Origin of the sequence: Shewanella sp. K8, from assembly GCF_028823715.1 — a bacterium.
Classification (GTDB): domain Bacteria; phylum Pseudomonadota; class Gammaproteobacteria; order Enterobacterales; family Shewanellaceae; genus Shewanella; species Shewanella algae.
In genome coordinates, this window is the sequence record NZ_JAPEHY010000027.1 from 47,143 (window position 1) to 70,727 (window position 23,585).

The window sequence follows — 23,585 nt, forward strand, 5'->3', positions numbered from 1 at the left end:
CCAAAAAATAAACTGATAAATATCAAAATGATAAAAGCAAACAACTGCTGCACTATGTAGCTATTCGCGAAAATGTGAGGTTTTTTACCAAGATGTCCACTCCACTGGAACAGGTCATGGCCGCGGCGGCGGCAGTAGCCCAAAGCGGCCATACTCCCTCTCTGGCACTGATTAAGGCAAGACTCGGCAACAAGTTACCAATGCCACTGCTGGTTGAAGGTCTGCAGCGTTTCAAATCCCTGCCAGAGAGTGAACGGGAAAAACTGCTTGAAGACGCACCTCAACTGCAAGAAACCGTGCCACAACAAGCTGTCACCACAGTAGAAGTTCTCCAGCAGGAAATCAGCCTGCTACGCCAGGATCAGCAGCAACTGAAACAAGAATTCGCGGCCTTGCAACAAAGACTCGCCAAGCTTGAGGAACAGCAATAATGTTTGTCTGCGAACTCAGGTTTGAATGCTTTGCCAACACCACTATCAGCGCCGCAGAAAAAGCCATCAATACCCTGCTTGAGGCCTGGCGGGCCAACGGTCAGGTATTGGGGCGCGAATTTGCGGTGGCCTTTAGGGACGGGGAGTTCAGAGTCAGGCTGCTGCTACCGGAAGAAACCAGTCTGGCCAACAGGCACAACAGTCCCTGGGCCAAACAGGCGTTGCAGCAGTTAACCGAGGCCAAACTGCTGGCCCCCAAGGAAAAGCTCATAGGTCAGGATATCAATTCCGAGGTCAGCACCCTGGAGCCCCCAAGTTGGCAGCTGCTTTATACCAGCTATGTGCATATGTGCTCACCGCTGCGCAGCGGCGATAACTTGCTACCCATTCCCCTCTACCGTATTCCCGCGACCTTCAACGGCGATCACAAGCGGGTGATCCGTTGGCAAACCGAGTGGCAAGCCTGTGATGAACTGCAAATGGCCGCAGCAACCAAGGCCGAGTTTGCCGCCCTCGAGGAGCTTTCCAGCCCGGACAGCGATCTGTTTCGCCGCGGCTGGGATCTACGCGGCCGCATCGAATATCTGACCCAAATTCCTACCTATTACTACCTTTACCGGGTCGGGGGAGAGAGTAAGCAAGCCGAATTGGCCCGTCCCTGTCCCCGCTGCGGCAACCCGGACTGGCGCCAACCCAGCCCGTTGCTGGATCTATTTCATTTCCGCTGTGACAACTGCCGGATAGTCTCCAACCTCTCCTGGGATCATCAATAAACTGGGACAATCAATAGTCTAGGATCATCAATAGCAGTGATCATCAATCAATAGTGATTGTGGTAACCCCGACTGTCAGCGGCGGGAAAACAGGTGTTGCCACATAAGCTTCATCCGCGCCCAGAGACCGGGATGGTCGACATTCGCCATGGCCGCCTCCACAGGCTCAACCGCCGGCGCCACTCTGGGGCGCAGCATAACAAGAAACTCTTCCAGGCTGTCTGCCAGCTTCTTTGAGGGGAGCTCACCCGGGGTCTCACGCCAGACAGCACCGGTTTCATTATCCACGCAGATCATCTCATCACCTTGCCCCAATAGACCGATAAACCAGGTCGGTGGCTGCTTGAGCTTGCGTTTCATCATCAGGTGACCAATCAGATTCTGCTGCAGAAACTCAAAATCATCCTGACTCCAGGGCTGCAATAGTTCCCCTTCGCCGAAATCGGCTTCAAACAACAGATGCGCGGCAAAAAACTGCCCATAAAACTCGTCGATATCGGCATGCAGCGGCAACTCCAGCGCATGACTGACATTGGCAAAACTGCCTGGCTGTTCACGGCGAATAGTCTGCCACAGTAGCGGATCTTCGCCATCCTCCTGCAGCAAACAGGGCGAGGCCTCTCCCCTGGCATAATATCTGGGGCCTTCCCCCAGACTCGACTGGTAACTTTGATGATAACGGCTGAGAAATTGCTCCAACGCCTGGGCACAAGACACTTATCGCACTTCCAAATTCAGGTATAATGGTGGCCTATTTTGACACGGAAACCCGCTTGATGACACAGAATCACGACCCTTACCGGAACGCCGAAGCCTTATCTGGCCTGACACTGGGTCAGCAGACAGATTATCAAGAGCATTACGCCCCTGAGCTGTTGCAGGGTGTGCCCCGCAAACTCAACCGTGATGCAATCAACCTGAGTGCGCCTCTGCCGTTTCAGGGGGCCGATATCTGGACCGGCTATGAACTCTCCTGGCTCAATGCCAAGGGCAAACCCATGGTGGCCATCGCCGAGTTCCAGCTGGATCTCAACAGTGAGCATTTAATTGAGTCCAAATCATTCAAGCTCTATCTGAACAGTTTCAATCAAACCCGCTTTGACAGTACTGAAGCCGTCGAGCAGACCCTGACCCAAGATCTGAGCCGCTGTGCCAATGGCGAGATAAAAGTCAGAGTGATTGAGCCCAAGCACTTCAACAGCCAGAGAGTTGTTGAGCTGCCGGGGCACTGCATTGACGATCTGGATATTGAAGTCAGCGACTATGGGTTCAACCCCAAATGGCTCGAGGACAGCACAGACGACAAGCAGATAGTCGCCGAGACCTTGAACTCCAACCTGCTTAAGTCCAACTGTTTGATCACCTCACAGCCTGATTGGGGCAGCGTGATGATCCGCTACCAGGGACCCAAGATAGACAGGGAAAAACTGCTGCGTTATCTGATCTCTTTCCGCCAGCATAACGAGTTCCACGAGCAGTGTGTGGAGCGGATATTTACCGATCTGAAGCGTTTCTGCCATTGCAGTAAATTGACCGTCTACGCCCGCTACACCCGCAGAGGCGGATTGGACATCAACCCTTTCCGCAGTGACTTTGAGCACGTGCCGGAAAGCCAACGCCTGGCAAGACAGTAATCGAACATAAAGCGGCTTTAAAGCCGCTTTTTCGCTCCTGCCCGGTAACCCATTTCAAAGTGCTACTGACCAAGGTGCCACTGCAGTTGCCAGTTGATGGTTGTAGGCGCCCCCAGCGTCAGGGCCAATCGATAACCCGGCTCCATATGGCCAAGCCAACTCTGCCACTGGGTGTTTTCCTTAGGCTTTAGCAAAAGCCCACGGCGCATCGAAACAATCTCGGCTGGCCGCTCGGCCGAGCATGCCTCCCCTGAGCTCAAGTCAAACGCAAACCCATCGAGCGGCTGCGCCAACCCTTTGCCTGTCGCCTTGATATAAGACTCTTTCAAGGCCCAGAGATCGAAAAACGCCTCTCGCCGCGCGGCATCATCCAGATCTCGTAACTGCTGCAGCTCAAAAGGCGCAAAATAGTGGCGCATCACAGTATCGATAGCCGTGCGCATCCGTAAACGCTCTATATCGACTCCGAGTTGCAATTCAGGAGAAGGATGTTTCAGCAATGCCAACAGCAGCCAATCACCGCTGTGACTGAGGTTAAAATGCAGCTGAGTCTGTTGAAACTGCTCATCACAAAGGCGCGGCTTACCCTGGGGACCATAATCGAAACACCACTCCCGGGCTGCAAGCGGCGCTTGAGTACTCAGGGTCTTTCTCAGCAAGGCGCGGCTTGTTATTGCTCGTTGTTGTACCTTTTTATGGCTTATTCGGGCAAACTTTTCCCGCTCGGCCGGCGTCAGGCACAGCGCCAGGTCTTTGATTTTTAAAGGCTCACTCTGGCGTAAGGGATACAAAAAGAGTTGCACGGCGTTGATGGGAGGCTCCAAAAAACCAAGGGGGAGTAGGCTATTTTGCCTTGGCCTCCCCCCTGCCTCAAGTGCCTTGAACGCCAATTGCTGTGCAAGCCACTCTCTACAAAAGAGAAGGCCACGAAGACTTATTAGCACCTTCCTTAATCATTCATGTTTTGCTGATTCATTTTATCGACATAGGCTCTCGCCTCTTCCCGCTCTCTTTCCCGCTGCTGGGCGGTTGTACAGCGGCGGTTGGGAATATTGCTGCCGGTGACCCTAACCCGGTCGCAGCGGTATCCCTGTTCATCGAGTCTTTGTTGGCGGGCCGCGTCCTCAGGCGACAACTCGGCGGTCGTGGTACTGGTACCACTGCAACCGGCGCCGAGTAGTGTAAACAAGGCCGCACTCGCCATTCCCAGTAGATTATTTTTTGTTAAATACACCTGACACTCTCCATTTCTGTTGCTGATGCCAGTTCATCCAGTTGCCCTAAAGGCAGATACCCAGGTTGTAACATAAGCTGCAATATAAGCTGCAACAGACCACTGGGGATTAGGGATAAATAGGTATCAGATATCCATTTTTACAGCACAAAAAACCAAAACAACCAATTTATATCAATTTAAAAACAAGTTAACAACAAGCGAAGTTAGCGAACAAAAGTCTTTAAAACAAAAGCAGGATTTTCAGTCCCAGATGATTGTATCGAGCGGCAGGCACTGGTAATCTGCTTCACCTGTTACTGAAATAACAGCCTGACGCTCAGTATTGTGGAAGTTTGCAACCATGGCAGACAGGCGAGAAAGGAAGCCCAAGGGCCTAGTCCCAGCTGATTATGAAGCAAACTCAAACCGGAAAACGGCGTCATCGTAATGCCACCACCACCCCGGAAATGCGCCGCTTTATCCAAGAGTCGGAGCTCAATGTCAGCCAACTGGCACGGTTACTGAATATCAGTGAAGCAACCGTTCGCAAGTGGCGTAAACGCGAGTCGACACAGGATCAATCCCATACCCCGCATCATCTGAATACTACCCTGAGCGATATTCAGGAGTATGTGGTTGTCGGGCTGCGCTGGCAGCTCAAGCTGCCGCTGGACAGGCTGTTGCAAGTCACCCAGGAGTTTATCAATCCCCATGTTTCGCGCTCCGGGCTGGCCCGCTGTCTGAAACGCCACGGCGCATCCCGGCTCGACAATATCGATGCCGCGCACTCGCTGCCACCGAAACACTTCAATAAGCTGCCGGTCTACAGCGGCAGCAAAATGCAAACCTACACCCTCAACAGCCAAACGCTCGCCGATGCGTTGATGCTGCCCAGTACCGATGAACACACTGTGGTTCAGGTCGAAGCCATGAGTATTCCCATAGGCCAACAGACCCATTCGGTACTCATAGGGATGGATCCCGTCAGCGGTTGGGTCTATGTCGACATCTATCAGGATGACGACACCCTCGCCGCCGACCGCTACATAGCCTACGTCCTCAAGCGTGCCCCGTTTGCACTACGCCGCTTGCTGGTACGCAACTACCATATTTTCCAGTCCAGGTTTCCCGCTGCCGCCAAGGCAGGGCGCAAACCCAGGCCGCAACTTGCAGCCACCAATGGAGATGCTCAATGAGCCAAGAACAAGCCTCTCAGATAGACAAACGCCTCAACAAAAGGCTGAAAGACACGCCGATTGCCATAGTCGGCATGGCGAGCCTGTTTGCCGGCAGCCGTTATCTGAACCAGTTTTGGGATCTGATCTGCGACAAGATAGATGCCATCACCCAAGTGCCCGCCGACCGCTGGCAAGTGGCCGACTATTTTGACCCCGACAAGAAAGCCGCCGACAAGAGTTACTGCAAGCGCGGCGGCTTTATCCCGGAAGTGGATTTCAACCCCATGGAGTTTGGTCTGCCGCCCAATATCCTCGAACTGACCGACACCTCGCAGCTGCTGTCGCTGGTGGTAGCCAAAGAGGTGTTGGAGGATGCAGGTATCCATGAAGGCTCGGACTATGACCGCGACCGCATCGGCATCACCTTGGGAATTGGCGGTGGTCAGAAGATCAGCCAAAGCCTCAATGCCAGGCTGCAATACCCTGTGCTGAAAAAGGTGTTCCGCGAGAGTGGCGTCAGTGAGCAGGACAGCGAAATGCTGATCCGCAAGTTCCAGGACCAATATATACATTGGGAGGAAAACTCCTTCCCGGGGTCGCTCGGCAATGTTATCGCCGGTCGGATTGCCAACCGTTTCGATCTCGGCGGCATGAACTGTGTGGTCGACGCCGCCTGTGCCGGATCGCTGGCGGCAATGCGAATGGCGCTCACCGAGCTGACCGAAGGCCGCAGCGATATGATGCTCACCGGAGGCGTCTGCACCGACAACTCCGCCTATATGTACATGAGCTTCTCCAAGACCCCGGCCTTTACCAGCGACGAGCAGATAAAGCCGTTCGACGCCGACTCCCGCGGCATGATGATAGGCGAAGGCATAGGCATGGTGGCGCTGAAACGCCTGGATGATGCCGAGCGCGACGGTGACCGCATCTATGCGGTGATCAAAGGGGTTGGCGCCTCCAGCGACGGCAAGTTCAAGAGCATTTACGCGCCGCGCCCCGAAGGCCAGGCCAAAGCGCTGCAGCGGGCCTACGATGATGCCGGATTCCCGCCCCATACTCTGGGCCTGATGGAAGCCCACGGCACAGGTACGGCCGCCGGTGATGTGGCCGAATTCAGCGGCCTCAACGCCGTAATGAGTCAGGATAATCCTGAGCTGCAACATATCGCCCTGGGTTCAATCAAGTCCCAGGTGGGCCATACCAAGTCGACCGCCGGCACCGCCGGGGTGATCAAGGCGGCTTTGGCGCTGCACCACAAGGTGTTGCCGCCCACCATCAATGTAAAGCAGCCCAATCCCAAGATGGCAGTGGAGCAATCGCCCTTCTATCTCAACACTCAAACCCGCCCCTGGATGCCAAGAACCGACGGTACGCCAAGGCGCGCCGCCGTCAGCTCCTTTGGCTTTGGTGGCACCAACTTCCACCTGGTATTGGAAGAGCACAGCCCCGAATTACCCAAGCAACCCGCTCGCCTGAGACGCACACCTTTGCCGCTGCTGTTCTGCGCGCCGGACAAACCGGCGCTGGAGCAAGAGCTAAGCGCTCTGCTCAAGACGCTTGAGTCAGATGCCCATGGCGACCTTGAAACCCTGTGCGCGCCCTATCGCCTCGGCAGCCAGACACAGGTACAAGGCCCCAGGCTGGGACTCCTTGCCTGCGACACCATAGAGCTGCAGCAAAAGCTGCAACAGGCCTTGAACAAGCTGCAAAGCACGGCTGAAGAACAGCCGCAAACCCGTTGGCAACATCAGGGAGTCGAGTACCGCAGCGCGCCTTTGACTGAGGCCAAGACCGCCGCCCTGTTTGCCGGTCAAGGCAGTCAGTATCTACAGATGGGCTCTGGGCTAACCCAGCTCTATCCCGAGCTTCGCGCCGAATTTGCCGCCGCCGACCGTGAGTTTTCCCGCCAGGGCATAGCCGACAAGTACGGCATGGGCCCCTTGTCGGCGCGGGTGTTCCCGATAGCCAAATTCACGCCCCTGGCCAGCAAAGAGGATGAACTGGCACTGGCCAATACCCGCTTTGCCCAAAGCGCCATCGGCGCCCTCGGCATGGGGCAGTTTACTCTGCTTTGCCAGGCCGGATTCCAGGCGGATATGCTGGCCGGTCACAGCTTTGGTGAGCTGTCGGCACTGCGCGCCGCTGGTGCCTTGAGCCGTGAGAGCTATTACGCGCTGGCCTTCGCCAGAGGCGATGCCATGGCCAGCGTCCCCGAGGATAAAGACCCGGGCAGCATGAGCGCCGTTATTCTGCCTTCGGCCGCAGAGCGCAATACTCTCGAGCAGCTGCTGCAGACTGAACCCGAGGTGCAGATAGCCAATATCAACAGCCCGGTTCAGCTTGTGATTGCCGGCGCGAGTGAAGCGGTGGCCCGGCTCAACCTCAAGCTGAACGAGGCAGGTTTGCGCGCCATAGCGCTGCCGGTATCCGGTGCCTTCCACACTCCGCTGGTGGCCCATGCGCAGCAACCCTTTGCCGAGGCGATTGCCCACCAGGGCTTGAGCGATGCGAAAACGCCTCTGTATGTCAATGCCACAGGTGATAAGCTGGCACAGGATGCCGAAAGCCTCAGAGCCAACCTGGAGCAGCATATGCTCAAGCAGGTGCGCTTCAGTGAGCAGATAGAGAGCATGTACCGGGACGGCGCCAGAATATTTGTCGAGTTTGGCCCGAAAAACACCCTGGCCAGGTTGGCACAAGCCACCTTGGGCGATCGCGCCGCCGAATGCCTGTTCCTGTCGCTGGACAGCCCAAGCTGTATCGATTCACTGGCCGCCGACACTGAGCTGAAGCAAGCCCTGCTCAGCCTGGCATTGGCGGGCCTGCCTCTAACAGATCCCGATGCCTATCGCGCCGTACAAACCCAGGCCAAACACAAGGCCTCACCGATGACTATCAAGCTCGGTGCCAGTAACTATATCAGCCCGGCGACCGCCCAGAAGATGGCGGCCTCACTCAAAGAGGGCCGGGTCAGTCAACAGACAAAAATAGTCGAGAAAGTCGTGGAAAAAATCGTCGAGATCCCAGTTGCGGCCGCAAGCCAGAACCCGAGTCAACCGAGCCAAGCTACAGCGCCACAGGCAGCGAACAGCAGCGAATTACAGCAGTTTTTCAGCGCCCAGCAACAGTTGGCCGAGCTGCATCAGCAGTTTCTGAATATCCCATTGCAATATGGCAACAGTGTGCAACAACTACTCGCAGAGCAAGTAAAACTGGCGACGGCCGGCAAAGCGATTCCTGACAGCCTCAATCAGACCCTGGCCATGTTCCACCAGCACCAGGCCGAGACGTTGAAGATCCACAACGACTTTATTCAGTCGCAAAATCTCGGCGCCCAGCAGTTGTTGCAACAACTTCAGGGCGGTGCTGTGTTGCCCAATATAGAGCAAACCCAAGCAGTGCCAGTGCCCGTCCAGGCTGCAGCGCCTGTAACTCACGCCGCAGCGCCAGTCAAAGCAGCGAGCACGCCCCAGCAACCAAGCCAAGTGCTACAGAGCCGGCCTCAAGCTCCAGCCCCTGTCCCAGTCCCAGCCCCAGCAGTAGCCGTAACCACTGCCAAGCCAAGCACAGGTGTCGAAGAGCTGATGTTGCAAGTGGTGGCCGAGAAGACAGGCTACCCCACGGAAATGCTGGAGCTGGGGATGGACATGGAGGCCGATCTCGGTATCGACTCCATCAAGCGGGTGGAGATCTTGAGCACAGTGCAAGATCAATTGCCCAACTTGCCACAATTGGATGCGGCAACTCTAAGTGAATGCCGCACCCTGGGGCAGATTGTCGATTATCTGCAGCAAAGCGCCGGTGTGGATTCAAGCGTTCAACCTGAGCCAATTCAGCCGAGCCCCGCCCTGTCAAGCACGGCCCATGCAGATCAGAATGATGTCACGGCACTGATGCTGCAGGTAGTAGCCGACAAGACCGGCTACCCGGCCGAAATGCTGGAGCTGGGGATGGATATGGAGGCCGATCTCGGTATCGATTCCATCAAACGGGTAGAAATTCTCGGCACAGTGCAGGATCAATTGCCCAACTTGCCACAATTGGATGCCGCCACCCTAAGCGAATGCCGCACCCTGGGGCAGATTGTCGACTATCTGCAGCAAAGTGCCGGTGTGAACGCCAGCGTGCAGCCCGAGCCAATTCAGCCAAGCCCAGCCCTGTCAAACACGGCTCATGCAGATCAAAATGATGTCACGGCACTGATGCTGAAGGTAGTGGCCGACAAAACCGGCTACCCGGCCGAAATGCTCGAGCTGGGGATGGATATGGAGGCCGATCTCGGTATCGATTCCATCAAGCGGGTGGAAATTCTCGGCACAGTGCAAGATGAATTGCCTGAGCTGCCGCCGCTGGATGCCGCCACCCTAAGCGAATGCCGCACCCTGGGGCAAATTGTCGACTATCTGCAGCAAAGCGCCGGTGTGGATTCAAGCGTTCAGCCTGAGCCAATTCAGCCGAGCCCCGCCCTGTCAAGTACAGTCAAGTCAAACACAGCTCATGCAAATCAGAATGATGTCACTGCACTGATGCTGCAGGTGGTGGCCGACAAGACCGGCTACCCGGCCGAAATGCTCGAGCTGGGGATGGATATGGAGGCCGACCTCGGTATCGATTCTATCAAGCGGGTGGAAATTCTCGGCACTGTGCAGGACCAATTGCCTGAGCTGCCACAATTGGATGCCGCAACTCTAAGTGAATGCCGCACCCTGGGGCAGATAGTCGATTATCTGCAGCAAAGCGCCGGAGTGGATTCAAACGCGCAGCCTGAGCCAGTTTCAAATCAGAGTGATATCACGGCAATCATGCTGCAGGTAGTGGCAGAGAAGACCGGCTACCCGGCCGAAATGCTCGAACTGGGGATGGATATGGAGGCCGATCTCGGTATCGATTCCATCAAGCGGGTGGAAATTCTCGGCACAGTGCAAGACCAATTGCCAGAGCTGCCACAGCTGGACGCCGCAAGCTTAAGCGAATGCCGCACCCTGGGGCAGATCATAGATTGTTTTGCCGGTTCAAACGCTGAGCATGCAGCCGAGCCGCTAACCCAAACCGATGAGACGCCAAACACTCAGCCGAGTGTGGCCTTGCCGCCCCATTCGGGAGTCAGCCTAAAAAAGCTGCCGGCGGCAGATAGATTCTCAGGCGCAAGCGCCGAGGCTCTGTTTGCCGCGAACAGCTGTGCGCTGCTGCTCGATGACGGCCACAACGCCGGTGTCCTGGCCAAGAAACTGACCGACAGTGGCATCAGTGTCACTCTGGTGCGCCCGGCGGCAACCGATTCGCAATCGGCGCTGGATAGCAAACTGCCAATCCTGACTCTGGCCAGCAATGATGATGCCGGAGTCGAGGCGCTCATCGCCGGGCTCAAACAGCAAGTGGCCATCTATATCCATCTGCAGCCACAACTGCCGCGGGAACAACTCGGGGAGTTGATGCCGCTCAACATCACGGCCAAGACTCAGGTACAACTGAGCTTCCTGTTCGCCAAGCATTTGAGCCCAGCCTGGCAAACGCCGACAAAAGGCCGCCGCGCCTTTATCACTGTGGCGCGCATGGATGGTCAGCTGGGTTTCAGCGGTCAGCCCTGTGAATTGAATCAGAGCGCCCTGTTTGGCTTAACCAAGACCCTGGCGCAGGAGTGGCCTCAGGTGCATTGCCGCGCGCTGGATCTTGCTCCTGAGCTTGATGCCTCGGCGCTGGCCTCGCAAGTCATGGATGCGCTCTACAGCCCGAGTCAGGATCCGTTGGAGTGGGGCAAAAGCGCCGCCGGCAGAGTGACCCTGGTAGCGACTTCGGCCGATGACCTGAATGCTGCCGATACAAGCCTGGCGCCATGCAGGCTAGATAGTTCAGATAAAATACTGGTGACCGGGGGCGCAAAAGGCGTCACCCTGGACTGTGCCCTGGCGCTGGCCCGCCAAAGTGGCAGTCACTTTATTCTCGCCGGTCGTAGCAAGGCCTTGGCATTGGAAGCATTCCCCGATTGGGCCCAAGGGCTTGAGAGCGGTCAGCTAAAAGCGGCCGCAATCACCGCGCTATTGGCCAAGGGGCAAAAGCCCTCGCCCAAGGAAGTGGAAGCCCTGATAAAACCTCTTGTCAACGCGCTTGAGATTCACGCGGCGCTCAAGCGCTTTGAGGCCATAGGTGCCAGCGCCGAATACCTGAGTCTGGATGTCAGTAACCCGGATGCGGTCGCGTCCACACTGGCGCCCATTCAGGCATTGGCGCCTATCAGCGGGCTGATTCACGGCGCCGGGGTGTTGGCCGATAAACACATCGCCGACAAGACCCTCGCCGAACTCGAATTGGTTACAGGCACCAAGGTTGGCGGCCTCTCCGCCTTACTCAGAGCCTTGGCACCAAACAAAAAGGCCGCCGAGCACTTAAAACTGTTGGCGCTGTTTTCCTCCGCCGCCGGTTTCTACGGCAACACAGGCCAGAGCGACTACGCCATGGCCAATGAAATTCTCAATAAAACCGCTCATCGGCTGCATCATGAGTTGCCGACCACCCGAGTGATCAGTTTCAACTGGGGCCCCTGGGATGGCGGCATGGTCAACGCGGCGCTGAAGCAGATGTTTGAGTCCCGCGGCGTCTATGTGATCCCAAGAGAAGCCGGTGCCAAGCTGTTTGCCGAGGCGATTCTGGCCCGCTCAGAGCCGCAGCTATTGATTGGCTCCAGCATGCAAGGCCCGGATGGCAAACAAGGCCTGAACCACACAGATACGCTGGAGGCCCAAGCTAGCCCTCAAACCCTGAGTCGCGCAATCAAGCGCCAGGAGCTGGCGCTGCTGGAAGATCACTGCATAGGTGGCAATCCGGTATGGCCGACTGTCTGCGCGCTCCAGTGGATGCTGCAAAGTGCCCAGAGCCTCTTTGGCGGCGATTGGCGCGCCGTGGACTATAAGCTGCTCAAAGGCGTGGTATTTGACAGTGATGAAAAGCGATTGCAGCTCAGCCTGACGCTGGGAACCGACGGCGAGCTGCAGGCGAGCATCAGCTGTGATGAGCGGCCTCAGTACCAGGCGACCCTGCTTCCGTTAATCCAGCAGCCGTTAATGCCGCAGCAAGCCAGTCAGCCACTGGCGCATGTTTCTATGACTGAGATAGGCGAAGGTGAGCTCCAAGTACGGCAAGGCAGTGAGTTTTATCACAGCGGCGCCCTGTTCCATGGCCCGCAGCTGCAGGCCATTACTGAGGTGCTGCAGTTTGACGATCAAGGGCTTAGCTGCCGATACCGGCTACCGGATGCCGCATCGAGCGAAGATCGCGCCCTGATCCAGCAAGACGCACTGCTGCAGGCTATGTTGATCTGGGCCCGGCTCAAATACGATGCCGCCAGCCTGCCCTCCTCACTGGCGGCACTCTGGCAAAACGCCCTGCTGCCTGAAAATGACACTGGCCTTATTCGCCTGCAGGTGACCAAGCACTCCAGCCGTCAGCTCAGCGCCGATCTGGCCCTGTTCAACGCCGAGGGCCAGCTGCAAACCGGGCTGGAAAATGCCAAGGTCACCATTAGCAAGGGGCTCAATGCCGCCTTTGAACCGGCCAAGGCCGCCACAGGTAATAGAGAAAGGCCTTGAGCAAAGCGATAGGCCCTATGCCTCACATTGGAGTAAAGCCAGCTGAGTCCGCGGCCGAAAAGCCGCTGCGGCTGGCACTGTGCCTGGTCGAAGAGGAGCAAAGCCTGGCGCCCAAGCTTCGGGCAGCCTTGCGCACTATCGCGTTTGATAGCAATCAGGTTCCCGACTGGCCTTGGCTGGTGGCCGAGGTCAAGGCCGGGGCAAGCCTGAGCCTGGTGCTGCCATCAAAGCAGCGGCTATTGCTGCTAAGCGCAGTCGATGCGGCGCAGGCAAGACTGCATCCCCAAGCCTTGCTGCAGGCCTTAAGCCATGGCACTCACAAGCCGCAGCAGCTTCTTAAGCAGGCCTGGCAGCAGGCAAAACGCCCGGAGCCGGAGGAAAGGGACACTCTGTTTCTGGACCAACCGTTGCAGCTTGAGCAGTTATGCCTGCAACTGGAGGCATTTGCCAAGCGGCGCCTGACGCAGAAAATGGCGGGGTTGCCTTTTCAAGGTAAGTCTCTGGCGCTGGCCAGTAACTCCCCGGCTATGGCGCTGATCCTCAGCCAAGGCACAGCCTTGAGCGGCTCTTATGACAAAAAAGTCCTGAGCGGCTCTTGTGATGAAACAGCCTTGAGCGGTTCTTGTGATAAAACAGCCCTGAGCGGTTCTTGTGATGAAACAGCCTTGAGCGACTCTTGCCTGAACAGCTCTGGTGTGAGCGGCTTGGCTTTTGGAAAAGAATCAACCTCTGGCCTTTGCCCCCAAGGAGCACCCTGGCTTTTACCGCTGACCTTGATTGCCAGCCCAAAGACTCTGCTCAGTGAGGCGCAAACTGCGCTGCAGCAGGCCAAAAGTCGCCTGAGCCAATCGATGAGCGCAGATGCTCTGGCGCGCTGGCTGACGGATGAACTGAAAACCCTGGAGCAGAGCTTTTCAGGCACAGCGCCCGAGGGCGGCGAATACTATTCGCTGGCGCTTATTGGCAGAGATGCCGCCGAGCTTATTGCCGAGAGCGAATTGCTCCTGGGTCAGCTTCGGAAAATAACGTCTTTGGCCGAAGTGCCAGAGCTTGAGCTTATTACGCCAAATGGCAGCGTTTTTTGCGCCCAGCCGCTGGGCCCTGCTCGCCTCTGCTTTGTCTACCCGGGTGTCGGCACGGCTTACCATGGCATGCTCGGCGCCTTAAAGCAGGCCTTCCCCAAGAGTTATGCCGATTTTGAGGCCGCAGCAACAGCCGAAAATGTCGCCCTATCCACCCTGCTGCCAACAGCCTTGAGTGATATTTCTTATACATCAGCCTTGAGCGATGCTTCCAAAGAAACAACCTTGAGCGATAAAGAAGAGGCCGCACCCAGTCCGGCGCCAACAATGACACTCGCCGAGCAGGCCGTTGCCGGGGTCGGCGCCAGTGTGCTGCTGACGCAGATACTGCGGCGTGAGTTCAAGCTCCGCCCGGCCTTTACCATCGGCTACTCTATGGGCGAAGCGGCCATGTTTGCCGCCAATGGCGTCTGGGACAAGCCTTTTGCTTTGGTTAAACCTACGCTGGAAAGCCGGATTTTCTCGGAGCAGATCTCGGGCGCGCTCACAGCCGTGCGCCAGGAGTGGCAACTCGATGCCAGAGATGCCATCTGCTGGAACAGTTTTCTGCTGCGCATTGATACAGGCAGCATCACGCCATTATTGCAAAACCCGGCTTACTCGCGGGTCTACCTCGCCATACGTCAGGGGCCTAGCTGCGTGCTGGCCGGGGATGAGGCTCAGTGCCGGGCACTGATAAAGGCCCTTGGCAAACGCGGCGTTGCCGCCAACCGAGTCACCGCCATGCACACACCGGCGGCCCTGCGTGTAAAGCCAGAATTGACCGCCTTTTATGACAGACCACTCTCGGGTGAGCTTGAACAGCCGCAGCCCATCTATATCAGCGCCGGCAGCGAGCAGCCGCTAAAACCTGCCAGGCTTGAGCGCAAGCAGATAGCCGAGACCATAGCGACTTGTTTCAGCCAGCCACTCGATGTGGAGTCGCTACTGCAAAGAGCCCGAAAACATGGCGCGCAGCTGTTTCTGGAGGTAGGCGCCGACAGCCAAACCAGCAGCATTATCCAGGCGATGGCCGGAAAACAGCTCTCCAGCGATATCAAGGCCTTTGGCTGCGATCGCAAGCATAGCGGCTCCGCCGACAACAAAGCATTACTCAAGGCCCTGGCTCGACTCATCAGCCACAGGGTCCCACTGGCCACAGCGGCACTGTATCCACAGCTTGCCCGGCCCGATAACTTAGTGACGTGAGAAAGTGAGAACAGAGTGACAAGTAAACAAGCCGAGCCCATTGCCATAGTTGGCATGGCCGCCCGCTTCCCGGGCTGTGAGGATCTGGACGCCTTCTGGCAACTGCTCAGCGAAGGCCGGGATGCCATCAGCTCCCTGAATGACAGCCAATTGGGCGCCAGTGTCAGCGATTATCAAGGCGCAAAAGGCCAGAGCGACCGTTTCTATTGTGATAAGGGCGGTTATATTCGCCAGCTTAACTTCTCGCCCGAGGGCTATGCCAGATCAGCGGATGAAATGGCAACGGGTGCCCAAACCTGGGATCAGCACCTGTTGTGGGCACTCGATTGCGCCCGCAAGGCCCTGCAAAGCGCCGGGCTAACCCCAGCGCAAAACGCTTCCGACTTGGCGCGCTGCGGCGCCGTGATGGGCACGCTTTCGTTCCCGACCCGAGCTTCCAACAAGGCCTTTTTGCCGCTGTATCATCACAGTGTCGATACGGCGCTGCGGCGCCGTTTCCCCGGCATGCCGCCATTGGCGTCAGCCATAGATGCGGGAACGGCTGCAGATGCAAGCATTCGCCATTGGGATACGGATATCGCTGCCCAGGGCTCTGAACTGCTGTGCGATTGCCTGGGCCTTGGCGGCCCCAGCCTGAGCCTGGATGCCGCCTGCGCCAGCTCAGTCTATGCATTGCGCCTGGCCTGCGACTATCTCAGTAACCACAGCGCCGATGTGATGTTGGCCGGTGCCGTCAGCGGCGCCGATCCCTTCTTTATCCATATGGGCTTTTCCATTTTCCAGGCCTTCCCCGAGTCGGGCCAAAGCGCCCCGCTGGATAACCATTCCGGCGGCCTGTTTGCCGGTGAAGGCTGCGGCGTATTGGTGCTCAAGCGCCTGAGCGATGCCCAAAGGGATGGCGATACCATTCACGGCATAGTCAGAGGCACAGGGCTTTCCAACGATGGCCGCGGCCAGTTTGTCTTAAGCCCCGCCAGCAAGGGCCAGGTACTGGCGTTTGAACGGGCCGCCGAGGCGGCAAATATCGCGCCATCCCAGGTGGAGGTGATTGAGTGCCACGCCACGGGCACGCCTCTGGGTGACAAGGTGGAACTCAGTTCCATGGAGCAGTTTTTCTGCCCACGCCTGGAAGGCAGCGCCGCGCCTAAAATCGGCTCGGTCAAGTCCAACCTCAGCCACTTGCTGACCGCTGCCGGTATGGCTGGCATCATCAAGTTACTGCTGTCGATGAAACACAAGCTGTTACCTGCTTCGGTGAGAATATCCGCGCCGCTGAGTTCGCCCAACGGCGTGTTTGGCGAGCACAATATGGTGCGCAGCGCCATCCCCTGGCCGACCAAAGCGGGCAATCCCGGCCCGGTTGCCGGGGTGTCTGTGTTCGGATTCGGAGGCTGTAACGCCCACTTGCTGCTCACAGGACCCGATGCTGCCAAAGAGCTTATTCCGGCCAAACCTTCGCCGGGAACGGCTGAACACAAGGGCGCTGACTGCCTGGCGATTGAGGGCGCCGCCGCGCATTTCGGCGCCGCCGACTCACTCGAGGTGCTTGCCAAGCTGATAGCCAAAGGGCAAACGGCCACCAGAGCCCTGCCACCCAAACGCTGGAAAGGCCTGGAGCGAAACCGCTCTTTGCTCTCCAGCATGGGGCTTGAACAGGCTCCCAATGGCGGCTATATAGACAAGTTTGAACTGGATTTCCTCAAATTCCGCCTGCCGCCCCATCCGGGGGATAGACTGGTGGCGCAGCAATTACTGCTGCTCAAGGTGGCCGATGATGCGATTCGCGATGCCAATCTGCCCATGGGTGGCCGGGTGGCTGTATTGGTCGCCATGGAAACCGAGCTTGAACTGCATCAGTTCCGCGGCCGGGTCAATCTGCATAGCCAGATTAGCCAGAGCCTTAACGATGCCGGCATCACCTTAAGCCAAGATGAGTATCTCGAACTCGAGCGTTTGGCGATGGACAGCGTACTGCCCAGCGCCAGCCTCAATCAATACACCAGCTACATAGGCAACATCATGGCCTCCCGGGTCGCCTCCCAATGGGATTTCAACGGCCCGGCTTTCAGTATTTCGGCCGCCGAGCTGTCGGTTCCCCGGGCGCTGGAAGTGGCCGCCAATCTCTGCCGCACCGAGGCGTTGGACGCCGTGGTGGTGGCAGCGGTGGATCTCGCCGGCAGTGCCGAGCGGGTATTGCACTCGGGCAAGCGTCTGCAACAGCTTGGACTGTTACCGGGTGAAGGCGCCGGCGCCTTGGTGCTGAAGCCGTCAGTTGCGCATCAAAGCGGTCGCTACGGCGCCCTGACAGAGCTGAGTTTCAAGCCGTTTTCATCAGTGGAATTAACAGCTACAGAGCCTCTCTCTGCGGCAGACTCAAGGGAGCAAGCACTTTGCCGGGACGCACAGCCTGAGGTAGATGAACACAGCCCCAGCATCAAGGCTTTTCGTCGTCTCGCGGCCACCAGCCACAGCGCCGTCTCGCGTATGGGGCACAGCTTTGCCGCCGCCGGGATGGCCAGTTTGCTGCACTCGCTGCTGCGCCTGACCCAGGATAGGGATAAAGATTCCCACACCCTGCTGATAGATGGCGAGCGCCGCTGCGCCGCGGTTACTTTGCAACAGTCGGCGGAGCAAAAGGCGCACCTGCAACAGGCGCTCAGCACGCAGAATAAAAATAACCGTCAAGAGAGCAGTCAAGGGGCCAGTGAAAAGCCCAATCAAAAGATAGCCGGCGCAAATGTCCGCCAGCTGTGGCAAACCATCACCCTTGGCGGTGATGCCATAGAGCAGCATATCGCCACCGCCGAGCTTAAACACGAGACCGGCATTCGCCAAAAGCTTGCCCAGGCAAATAACACTCAAGCCCAGGCAGCGCCGGTAATGCACACCAGCAGCCAACAAGTTAACAGTGAACTGACTAAGGAACTCACTCCGGTGAACAATCAGCACGCCCCATCAGCTCTCAGACAATCCGTGCCCGGCGATAAAACTGCGGCCGCACCCCATAAAGCCGGTACAGAGGCGCACCTGCAGGCACTGGCAGATAATCAACGGCTGGCACGTGAAGCGCACCTGGCCTTTCTCAAGAGCCGTGAAACCGGACTGGCACTGGCCAGCGCCCTCTTGGGCGCCGGGACTGCGGCCGAAAAACGCTTAAGCGCTGAAAATATCGGCTCAGAAGACAAGCGCTCGGCAGTTCAGAGCTCCGCCTCAGTACCACCTTTACCAGCGCGCACGCCCAAGAACTCGGTTCAAACGGCTGCTGATACTGTTGCCAAAACCATTACCCCCAAAGCGACATACCAAGTGCCCAAGGACAAACCCTGTATCTGGAATTATCAGGATCTGGTGCAATACGCCGAGGGCGACATAGCGCCGGTATTCGGCCCCGAGTATGCCGTGATCGACAGTTACCGCCGCCGGGTGCGACTGCCCACCACAGATTATCTGCTGGTCTCCAGGGTAACTAAACTCAATGCCCGTCTTGGCGAATACAAGCCGAGCACCATGACCACAGAGTATGATATTCCCGTGGACGCCCCCTATCTGGTCGATGGCCAGATCCCCTGGGCGGTGGCCGTGGAGTCGGGCCAGTGTGACTTGATGCTGATAAGCTATCTCGGCATAGATCTGGAGAACAAGGGCGAGCGGGTCTACCGTTTGCTCGACTGTACCCTCACCTTCCTCGGCGATCTGCCTCGTGGCGGTGATACCTTGAGATACGACATCTCCATCAATCACTTTGCCCGCAACGGCGATACCCTGCTGTTTTTCTTCTCTTACGAGTGTTTTGTCGGCGAACGTCTGATCCTCAAGATGGACAACGGCTGCGCCGGTTTCTTCACCGATGCCGAGCTGGCCGATGGCAAAGGAGTCATCCGCACCGAAGAGGAGATCAAGGCCCGCAACCTGGCGATGGCGAACAAGCGCCAATTCCAGCCCTTGATCCACTGTAAACAACAGATATTTGATTACCAGCGAATGAGGCAACTGCTGAGCGGCGATATCGGCGCCTGCTTTGGCCCTTCACATGACTTGGGTTACCGCCAAGCCTCGCTGTGTTTTGCCTCGGAAAAGTTCCTGATGATCGAAGAGGTCAGCAGAGTCGAACCAAGCGGCGGCGCCTGGGGCCTGGGTCTGGTTGAAGGACACAAGCAACTGGAGCCGGATCACTGGTACTTCCCCTGTCATTTCAAGGACGATCAGGTGATGGCCGGCTCCTTGATGGCCGAGGGCTGCGGTCAGTTGCTGCAGTTCTATATGCTCTATCTTGGCCTGCACAAACACACCCGCAATGGCCGCTTCCAACCACTTGAAAGCGCGCCGCAGAAGGTGCGTTGCCGCGGACAGGTACTGCCGCAATCCAATCGTCTCACCTATCGGATGGAAGTCACCGAAATAGGACTGACACCCAGCCCCTGGGCCAAGGCCAATATTGAGATCTTGCTCGACGGCAAGGCGGTGGTGGACTTCCAGAATCTGGGCGTCATGCTCAAAGAAGATGAAGACTGTCACAGGTATGCCGATGACAGTGCTGTGAGTGACCAGGAGCACGGCGGAAAGCCGCAACAGGTTGCCGCCTCGGCAAGTGATACTAACGAGGCGCTGAACGCCGGGCGCCAGGCATCCATCAATGCTCCCTTGATGAGCCAGGAAAGCTGCCCGGATTCCCAGCCCATTCACGGCGTGCTCCCGGTCAGGCATGTTCCAGCACCAGTAACGCCGGACTACCCGAATCGCACGCCCGATACTGCGCCCTTTACCCCCTGGCATATGTTTGAATTTGCCACCGGCGATATTGAGAACTGCTTCGGCCCCGACTTTGCCGCCTACCGCGGGCTTATCCCACCGCGCACCCCCTGCGGCGATCTGCAGCTCACCACCAGAGTGACGCAGGTGATTGGCAAGCGCGGCGACTTCAAGTCTCCGGCCTCCTGTATCGGCGAATATGAAGTGCCACCCAAGGCTTGGTACTTCAGTGAAAACAGCCACCCGGCGCATATGCCCTACTCGATTTTGATGGAGATAGCGCTGCAGCCCAATGGTTTTATTTCCGGCTATATGGGCACCACCTTGGGCTATGGCGACACAGAGCTTTTCTTCCGTAACCTCGACGGTAAAGGCACACTGCTGCGCCGGCTTGACCTGCGTGGCAAGACCATCAGCAACGACTCGCGTCTGCTGAGCACTGTCAAGGCGGGCACCAACATCATCCAGAGCTTCAGCTTTGTGCTCAGCGCCGATGGTGAACCCTTCTATGAAGGCGAAGCAGTATTTGGTTACTTCAAGGCCGAGGCGCTGAAAAACCAGTTGGGGCTGGATAACGGTAAGGTGACCGAGCCCTGGGATAAACAGCAAGGGCTTGAGGCCGATGTGAGCTATGATCTTCGCGCCACCGATTGCGCTCTCTATCATGGCTCTTGGGATCAAAAACACCTGCGCCTGCCGGGCGGTCGACTCAACTTTGTCGATTCTATCCGCATCTGCCGCCAAGGCGGCCATTCCAACTTGGGCTACATCTATGGCGAGCGCAAAATCGATGCCGCTGACTGGTTCTTCCGCTTCCATTTCCATCAGGACCCTGTGATGCCGGGCTCGCTCGGGGTGGAAGCCATGCTGGAACTCCTGAGTGCCTTTGCCCTGGACGCCGGGCTTGGGAGCCAATTCAATAACCCAAGATTTACCCATTGCCTGAGTCAGGTGCAGTGGAAATACCGCGGTCAGATCAATCCCCTGAACCGGCAGATGTCGCTGGAGCTGCATATCACAACCATAGAAGATACGCCGGACAGAGTCACACTGACAGCCGATGCCTGGCTCGCCAAAGATGGCCTGCGAATTTATGAAATAAAAGATCTGGCTCTGGCCATTGAAGAAGCCTGAGCCCTCAGGCAAAAACAACCGAACAGATAATGAGAGCAACAAGATGACAAGCTTCAATTGGCCCTGGGCCCTGAACCCGAACAGTGATGATGTCTTTGCGGCCACGGATAACTGTGCCGGCAACGCAATCAAGGCGCTGGATAAGCCGCTGTTTGTCGCCAGACAAACCAAGGGGAAAATCCTGTTTGCCAATCAGGCGCAGCTTGCCGAGGCGAGTGCAAGCGGCAATACACTGCCGGTTTGCGCCATGGTGCCGCCACTCAGCGCAGCAGCGCTCGGCGATCCGGCCTTTGCCGCCTGCCACAAAGTCAAGTACGCCTATTATGCCGGCGCCATGGCCAACGGTATCGCCTCCGAAGAGCTGGTGATTGCCCTCGGCAAGGCCGGCATTCTCTGCTCATTTGGCGCCGCCGGTCTGGTGCCATCCCGGGTGGAAGCCGCCATCAGCCGAATTCAGGCGGCGCTGCCAAGCGGCCCCTACGCCTTTAACCTGATCCACAGCCCCAGCGAACCGGCACTCGAGCAAGGTGCGGTCGAGCTCTATCTCAAACACCGGGTACGTACGGTCGAAGCCTCGGCCTTTCTGGCGCTGACCCCTCACATAGTGAGATATCGGGTGGCCGGACTGAGCCGGGACAGTGACGGCAACACCCTAATCGCCAACAAGGTGATAGCCAAGGTGAGCCGCACCGAAGTCGCCGCCCACTTTATGGCGCCGCCGCCGGAGAAAATCCTCCAGCAACTGCTGAGTCAGGGATGGATCACTGAACTGCAGGCCGAACTTGCCAGGCAGGTGCCCATGGCCGACGACATTACCGCCGAGGCAGACTCCGGAGGCCATACCGACAATCGTCCTCTGGTTACCCTGCTGCCCACCATTATCGCCTTGCGGGATCAAATGCAGGCAAAATACGCCTACCAAGAACCTATCCGGGTTGGAGCGGGTGGCGGCATAGGCACGCCGGATGCGGCTTTGGCGGCATTCAATATGGGCGCCGCCTTTATTGTTACCGGCTCTATCAATCAGGCCTGTATCGAAGCAGGTGCCAGCGAGCACAGCCGTAAGCTATTGGCGACCGTGGAAATGGCCGATGTCACCATGGCGCCGGCCGCGGATATGTTTGAGATGGGCGTCAAGCTGCAAGTGGTAAAACGCGGCACCCTATTCCCCATGCGGGCCAATAAACTGTACGAAATTTACAGCCGCTACGACTCGATAGAGGCCATTCCGGCCGATGAGCGCCAAAAGCTGGAAACTCAGGTATTTCGCGCCAATCTGGATGAAATCTGGCAAGGCACGGTTGCCCACTTTATGGCGCGGGATCCCGAACAAATTCGCCGCGCCGAGGGCAATCCAAAGCGCAAGATGGCGCTCATTTTCCGCTGGTATCTGGGGCTATCGAGCCGCTGGTCCAACACAGGGGAAAGCGGTCGGGAGATGGATTACCAGATCTGGGCAGGGCCGGCACTGGGCGCCTTCAACGCCTGGGCCAAGGATAGCTATCTGGATGATTACCGTCAGCGCCGTGCCGTGGACTTGGCACTGCAACTGCTCGTAGGCGCCGCCTATCAAAACCGGGTCAACCAGTTGCGAAGCCAGGGCATAGTCCTGCCATCCAGCTTGGGCCATTATCGGCCGCTGAAATCGCTGGACTGAGCAGGATTACGGCTCATCAAAAAAGGTCTTATAGGCCTTTTACCATGCACCGCAAACGGGCACTCTGCCTGTTTGCGGTGCGATTCAAATAACACCACTCAATTTTGGGCCTGTAGCCAGTTTGTCATATAGGCCCACCCGCACCGCGTCCAACCTCAATTCCACGTCTAAAATGGCCATCTTTGCAAGGATGGCATAAGCATTGCCACGTTCGCTGCTTGGTCAATAGCGCCAAGCAACTAATGTAGCGAGCCATAGCAACGAGCAACACCATGAATATCATGCCCAAAGAAGATTCAATGCAGATCAGAGCCGGTGATTTAAGCCATCCGGCGGTTTTGCAACTGCTTGCAGAGCACCTGCAAGAGATGCAGGCCACATCGCCGCCCGAGAGCGTGCATGCCCTCGACCTCAGCGGCCTGAAACAAACGGATATCCACTTCTTCACCCTTTGGGTAACAGAAATACCCGCCGCCTGTGGTGCCATCAAACTTCTTGGCAACGCCGAGGCCGAGCTTAAATCCATGCGCACAGCTGCAAGTTTCCGCCACCGAGGGTACGCCAGAGCCATGCTCAGACACCTGCTGCATCATGCCGCAGGCCTGGGTGTCCAAAGGCTTTACCTGGAAACTGGCACTATGGCCTATTTCGCCCCGGCCCGAGCCTTGTACGCGAGTGAAGGCTTTAGCTTCTGTGCCCCCTTCGCCGACTATCAACAAGATCCAAATAGCTGCTTTATGAGCTTAAAGCTGGCAGCGCTGTAGGTCATGCATGGATGCATTTGCATAGCGGCTATGCAACTCTAGGCCTTAAATCGCTAACCTACTTGGCCTGGGTTTCCGTCGAAGCGGCAATCCATCACCTGCTTTGTGAATAGCTGAGCTGCCTTTTGGGAAGGTGCAAATAAGTCCTCGTGGCACTCTGGCTTGCACAGCAATTGGCGTTCAAGGCATCTGA

The 23,585-nt window shown here is 57.3% G+C and carries 11 protein-coding genes and 1 pseudogene; 9 read left to right on the forward strand and 3 right to left on the reverse strand.

The window, feature by feature from the left end; genetic code table 11:
- Nucleotides 1–92 precede the first annotated feature (92 nt).
- Together ON072_RS14815 and ON072_RS14820 are read left to right on the forward strand one after the other, a co-directional pair.
- Nucleotides 93–431 (forward strand): hypothetical protein, encoded by a 339-nt coding sequence (locus ON072_RS14815; protein ID WP_208161254.1) that lies wholly within the window; start codon nt 93–95, stop codon nt 429–431.
- Entirely contained in the window at nt 431–1,204 is a 774-nt protein-coding gene (locus ON072_RS14820) for a Zn-ribbon-containing protein (protein ID WP_028779837.1), read from the forward strand. Before ON072_RS14815 ends, ON072_RS14820 begins: the two co-directional genes overlap by 1 nt.
- Before the next feature lie 75 nt (nt 1,205–1,279).
- On the opposite strand, the gene syd is transcribed toward ON072_RS14820, so the two are convergent.
- Entirely contained in the window at nt 1,280–1,921 is a 642-nt protein-coding gene (syd, locus tag ON072_RS14825; RefSeq protein WP_208161255.1) for a SecY-interacting protein, read from the reverse strand.
- A gap of 59 nt (nt 1,922–1,980) precedes the next feature.
- On the opposite strand from syd, the gene queF reads away from it, so the two are divergent.
- Entirely contained in the window at nt 1,981–2,838 is an 858-nt protein-coding gene (queF, locus tag ON072_RS14830; RefSeq protein WP_261753228.1) for an NADPH-dependent 7-cyano-7-deazaguanine reductase QueF, read from the forward strand.
- Between the two features lie 62 nt (nt 2,839–2,900).
- Here queF and ON072_RS14835 read toward each other — a convergent pair whose 3' ends face one another.
- Nucleotides 2,901–3,641, reverse strand: coding sequence for a 4'-phosphopantetheinyl transferase family protein (locus ON072_RS14835; RefSeq protein WP_261753227.1), 741 nt, complete (start codon nt 3,639–3,641; stop codon nt 2,901–2,903).
- A 146-nt stretch (nt 3,642–3,787) separates the two neighbouring features.
- Nucleotides 3,788–4,072, reverse strand: coding sequence for a hypothetical protein (locus tag ON072_RS14840; RefSeq protein WP_145839011.1), 285 nt, complete (start codon nt 4,070–4,072; stop codon nt 3,788–3,790).
- 392 nt (nt 4,073–4,464) lie between these two features.
- Between ON072_RS14840 and ON072_RS14845 the strand changes: the two genes are divergently transcribed.
- The 6 genes and pseudogenes from ON072_RS14845 to ON072_RS14870 all read left to right on the forward strand — a co-directional run bounded on the left by ON072_RS14845 (nt 4,465) and on the right by ON072_RS14870 (nt 23,392).
- Entirely contained in the window at nt 4,465–5,250 is a 786-nt protein-coding gene (locus tag ON072_RS14845; protein WP_044734910.1) for a helix-turn-helix domain-containing protein, read from the forward strand.
- Entirely contained in the window at nt 5,247–12,818 is a 7,572-nt protein-coding gene (locus ON072_RS14850; RefSeq protein WP_261753226.1) for a type I polyketide synthase, read from the forward strand. Before ON072_RS14845 ends, ON072_RS14850 begins: the two co-directional genes overlap by 4 nt.
- Entirely contained in the window at nt 12,815–15,088 is a 2,274-nt protein-coding gene (locus ON072_RS14855; RefSeq protein ID WP_261753225.1) for a PfaB family protein, read from the forward strand. Before ON072_RS14850 ends, ON072_RS14855 begins: the two co-directional genes overlap by 4 nt.
- A 15-nt stretch (nt 15,089–15,103) precedes the next feature.
- Nucleotides 15,104–20,971, forward strand: a complete 5,868-nt coding sequence (locus ON072_RS14860; RefSeq protein ID WP_261753224.1) for a hotdog fold thioesterase — start codon at nt 15,104–15,106, stop codon at nt 20,969–20,971.
- Between the two features lie 226 nt (nt 20,972–21,197).
- Nucleotides 21,198–22,628: pseudogene (locus ON072_RS14865) on the forward strand (PfaD family polyunsaturated fatty acid/polyketide biosynthesis protein); the annotation flags it as partial.
- Between the two features lie 299 nt (nt 22,629–22,927).
- The gene (locus ON072_RS14870) at nt 22,928–23,392 is read left to right on the forward strand and encodes a GNAT family N-acetyltransferase (protein WP_025010961.1); all 465 of its coding nucleotides are present in this window, start codon (nt 22,928–22,930) and stop codon (nt 23,390–23,392) included.
- The last annotated feature ends 193 nt before the right edge of the window (nt 23,393–23,585 follow it).

Bases quoted from the DNA above. Each gene is read 5' to 3' on its own strand.
- ON072_RS14870 (WP_025010961.1), top strand. From the start codon at position 22,928: ATGCAGATCAGAGCCGGTGATTTAAGCCATCCGGCGGTTTTGCAACTG.
- ON072_RS14820 (WP_028779837.1), top strand. From the start codon at position 431: ATGTTTGTCTGCGAACTCAGGTTTGAATGCTTTGCCAACACCACTATC.
- ON072_RS14850 (WP_261753226.1), top strand. From the start codon at position 5,247: ATGAGCCAAGAACAAGCCTCTCAGATAGACAAACGCCTCAACAAAAGG.
- queF (WP_261753228.1), top strand. From the start codon at position 1,981: ATGACACAGAATCACGACCCTTACCGGAACGCCGAAGCCTTATCTGGC.
- ON072_RS14815 (WP_208161254.1), top strand. From the start codon at position 93: ATGTCCACTCCACTGGAACAGGTCATGGCCGCGGCGGCGGCAGTAGCC.
- ON072_RS14845 (WP_044734910.1), top strand. From the start codon at position 4,465: ATGAAGCAAACTCAAACCGGAAAACGGCGTCATCGTAATGCCACCACC.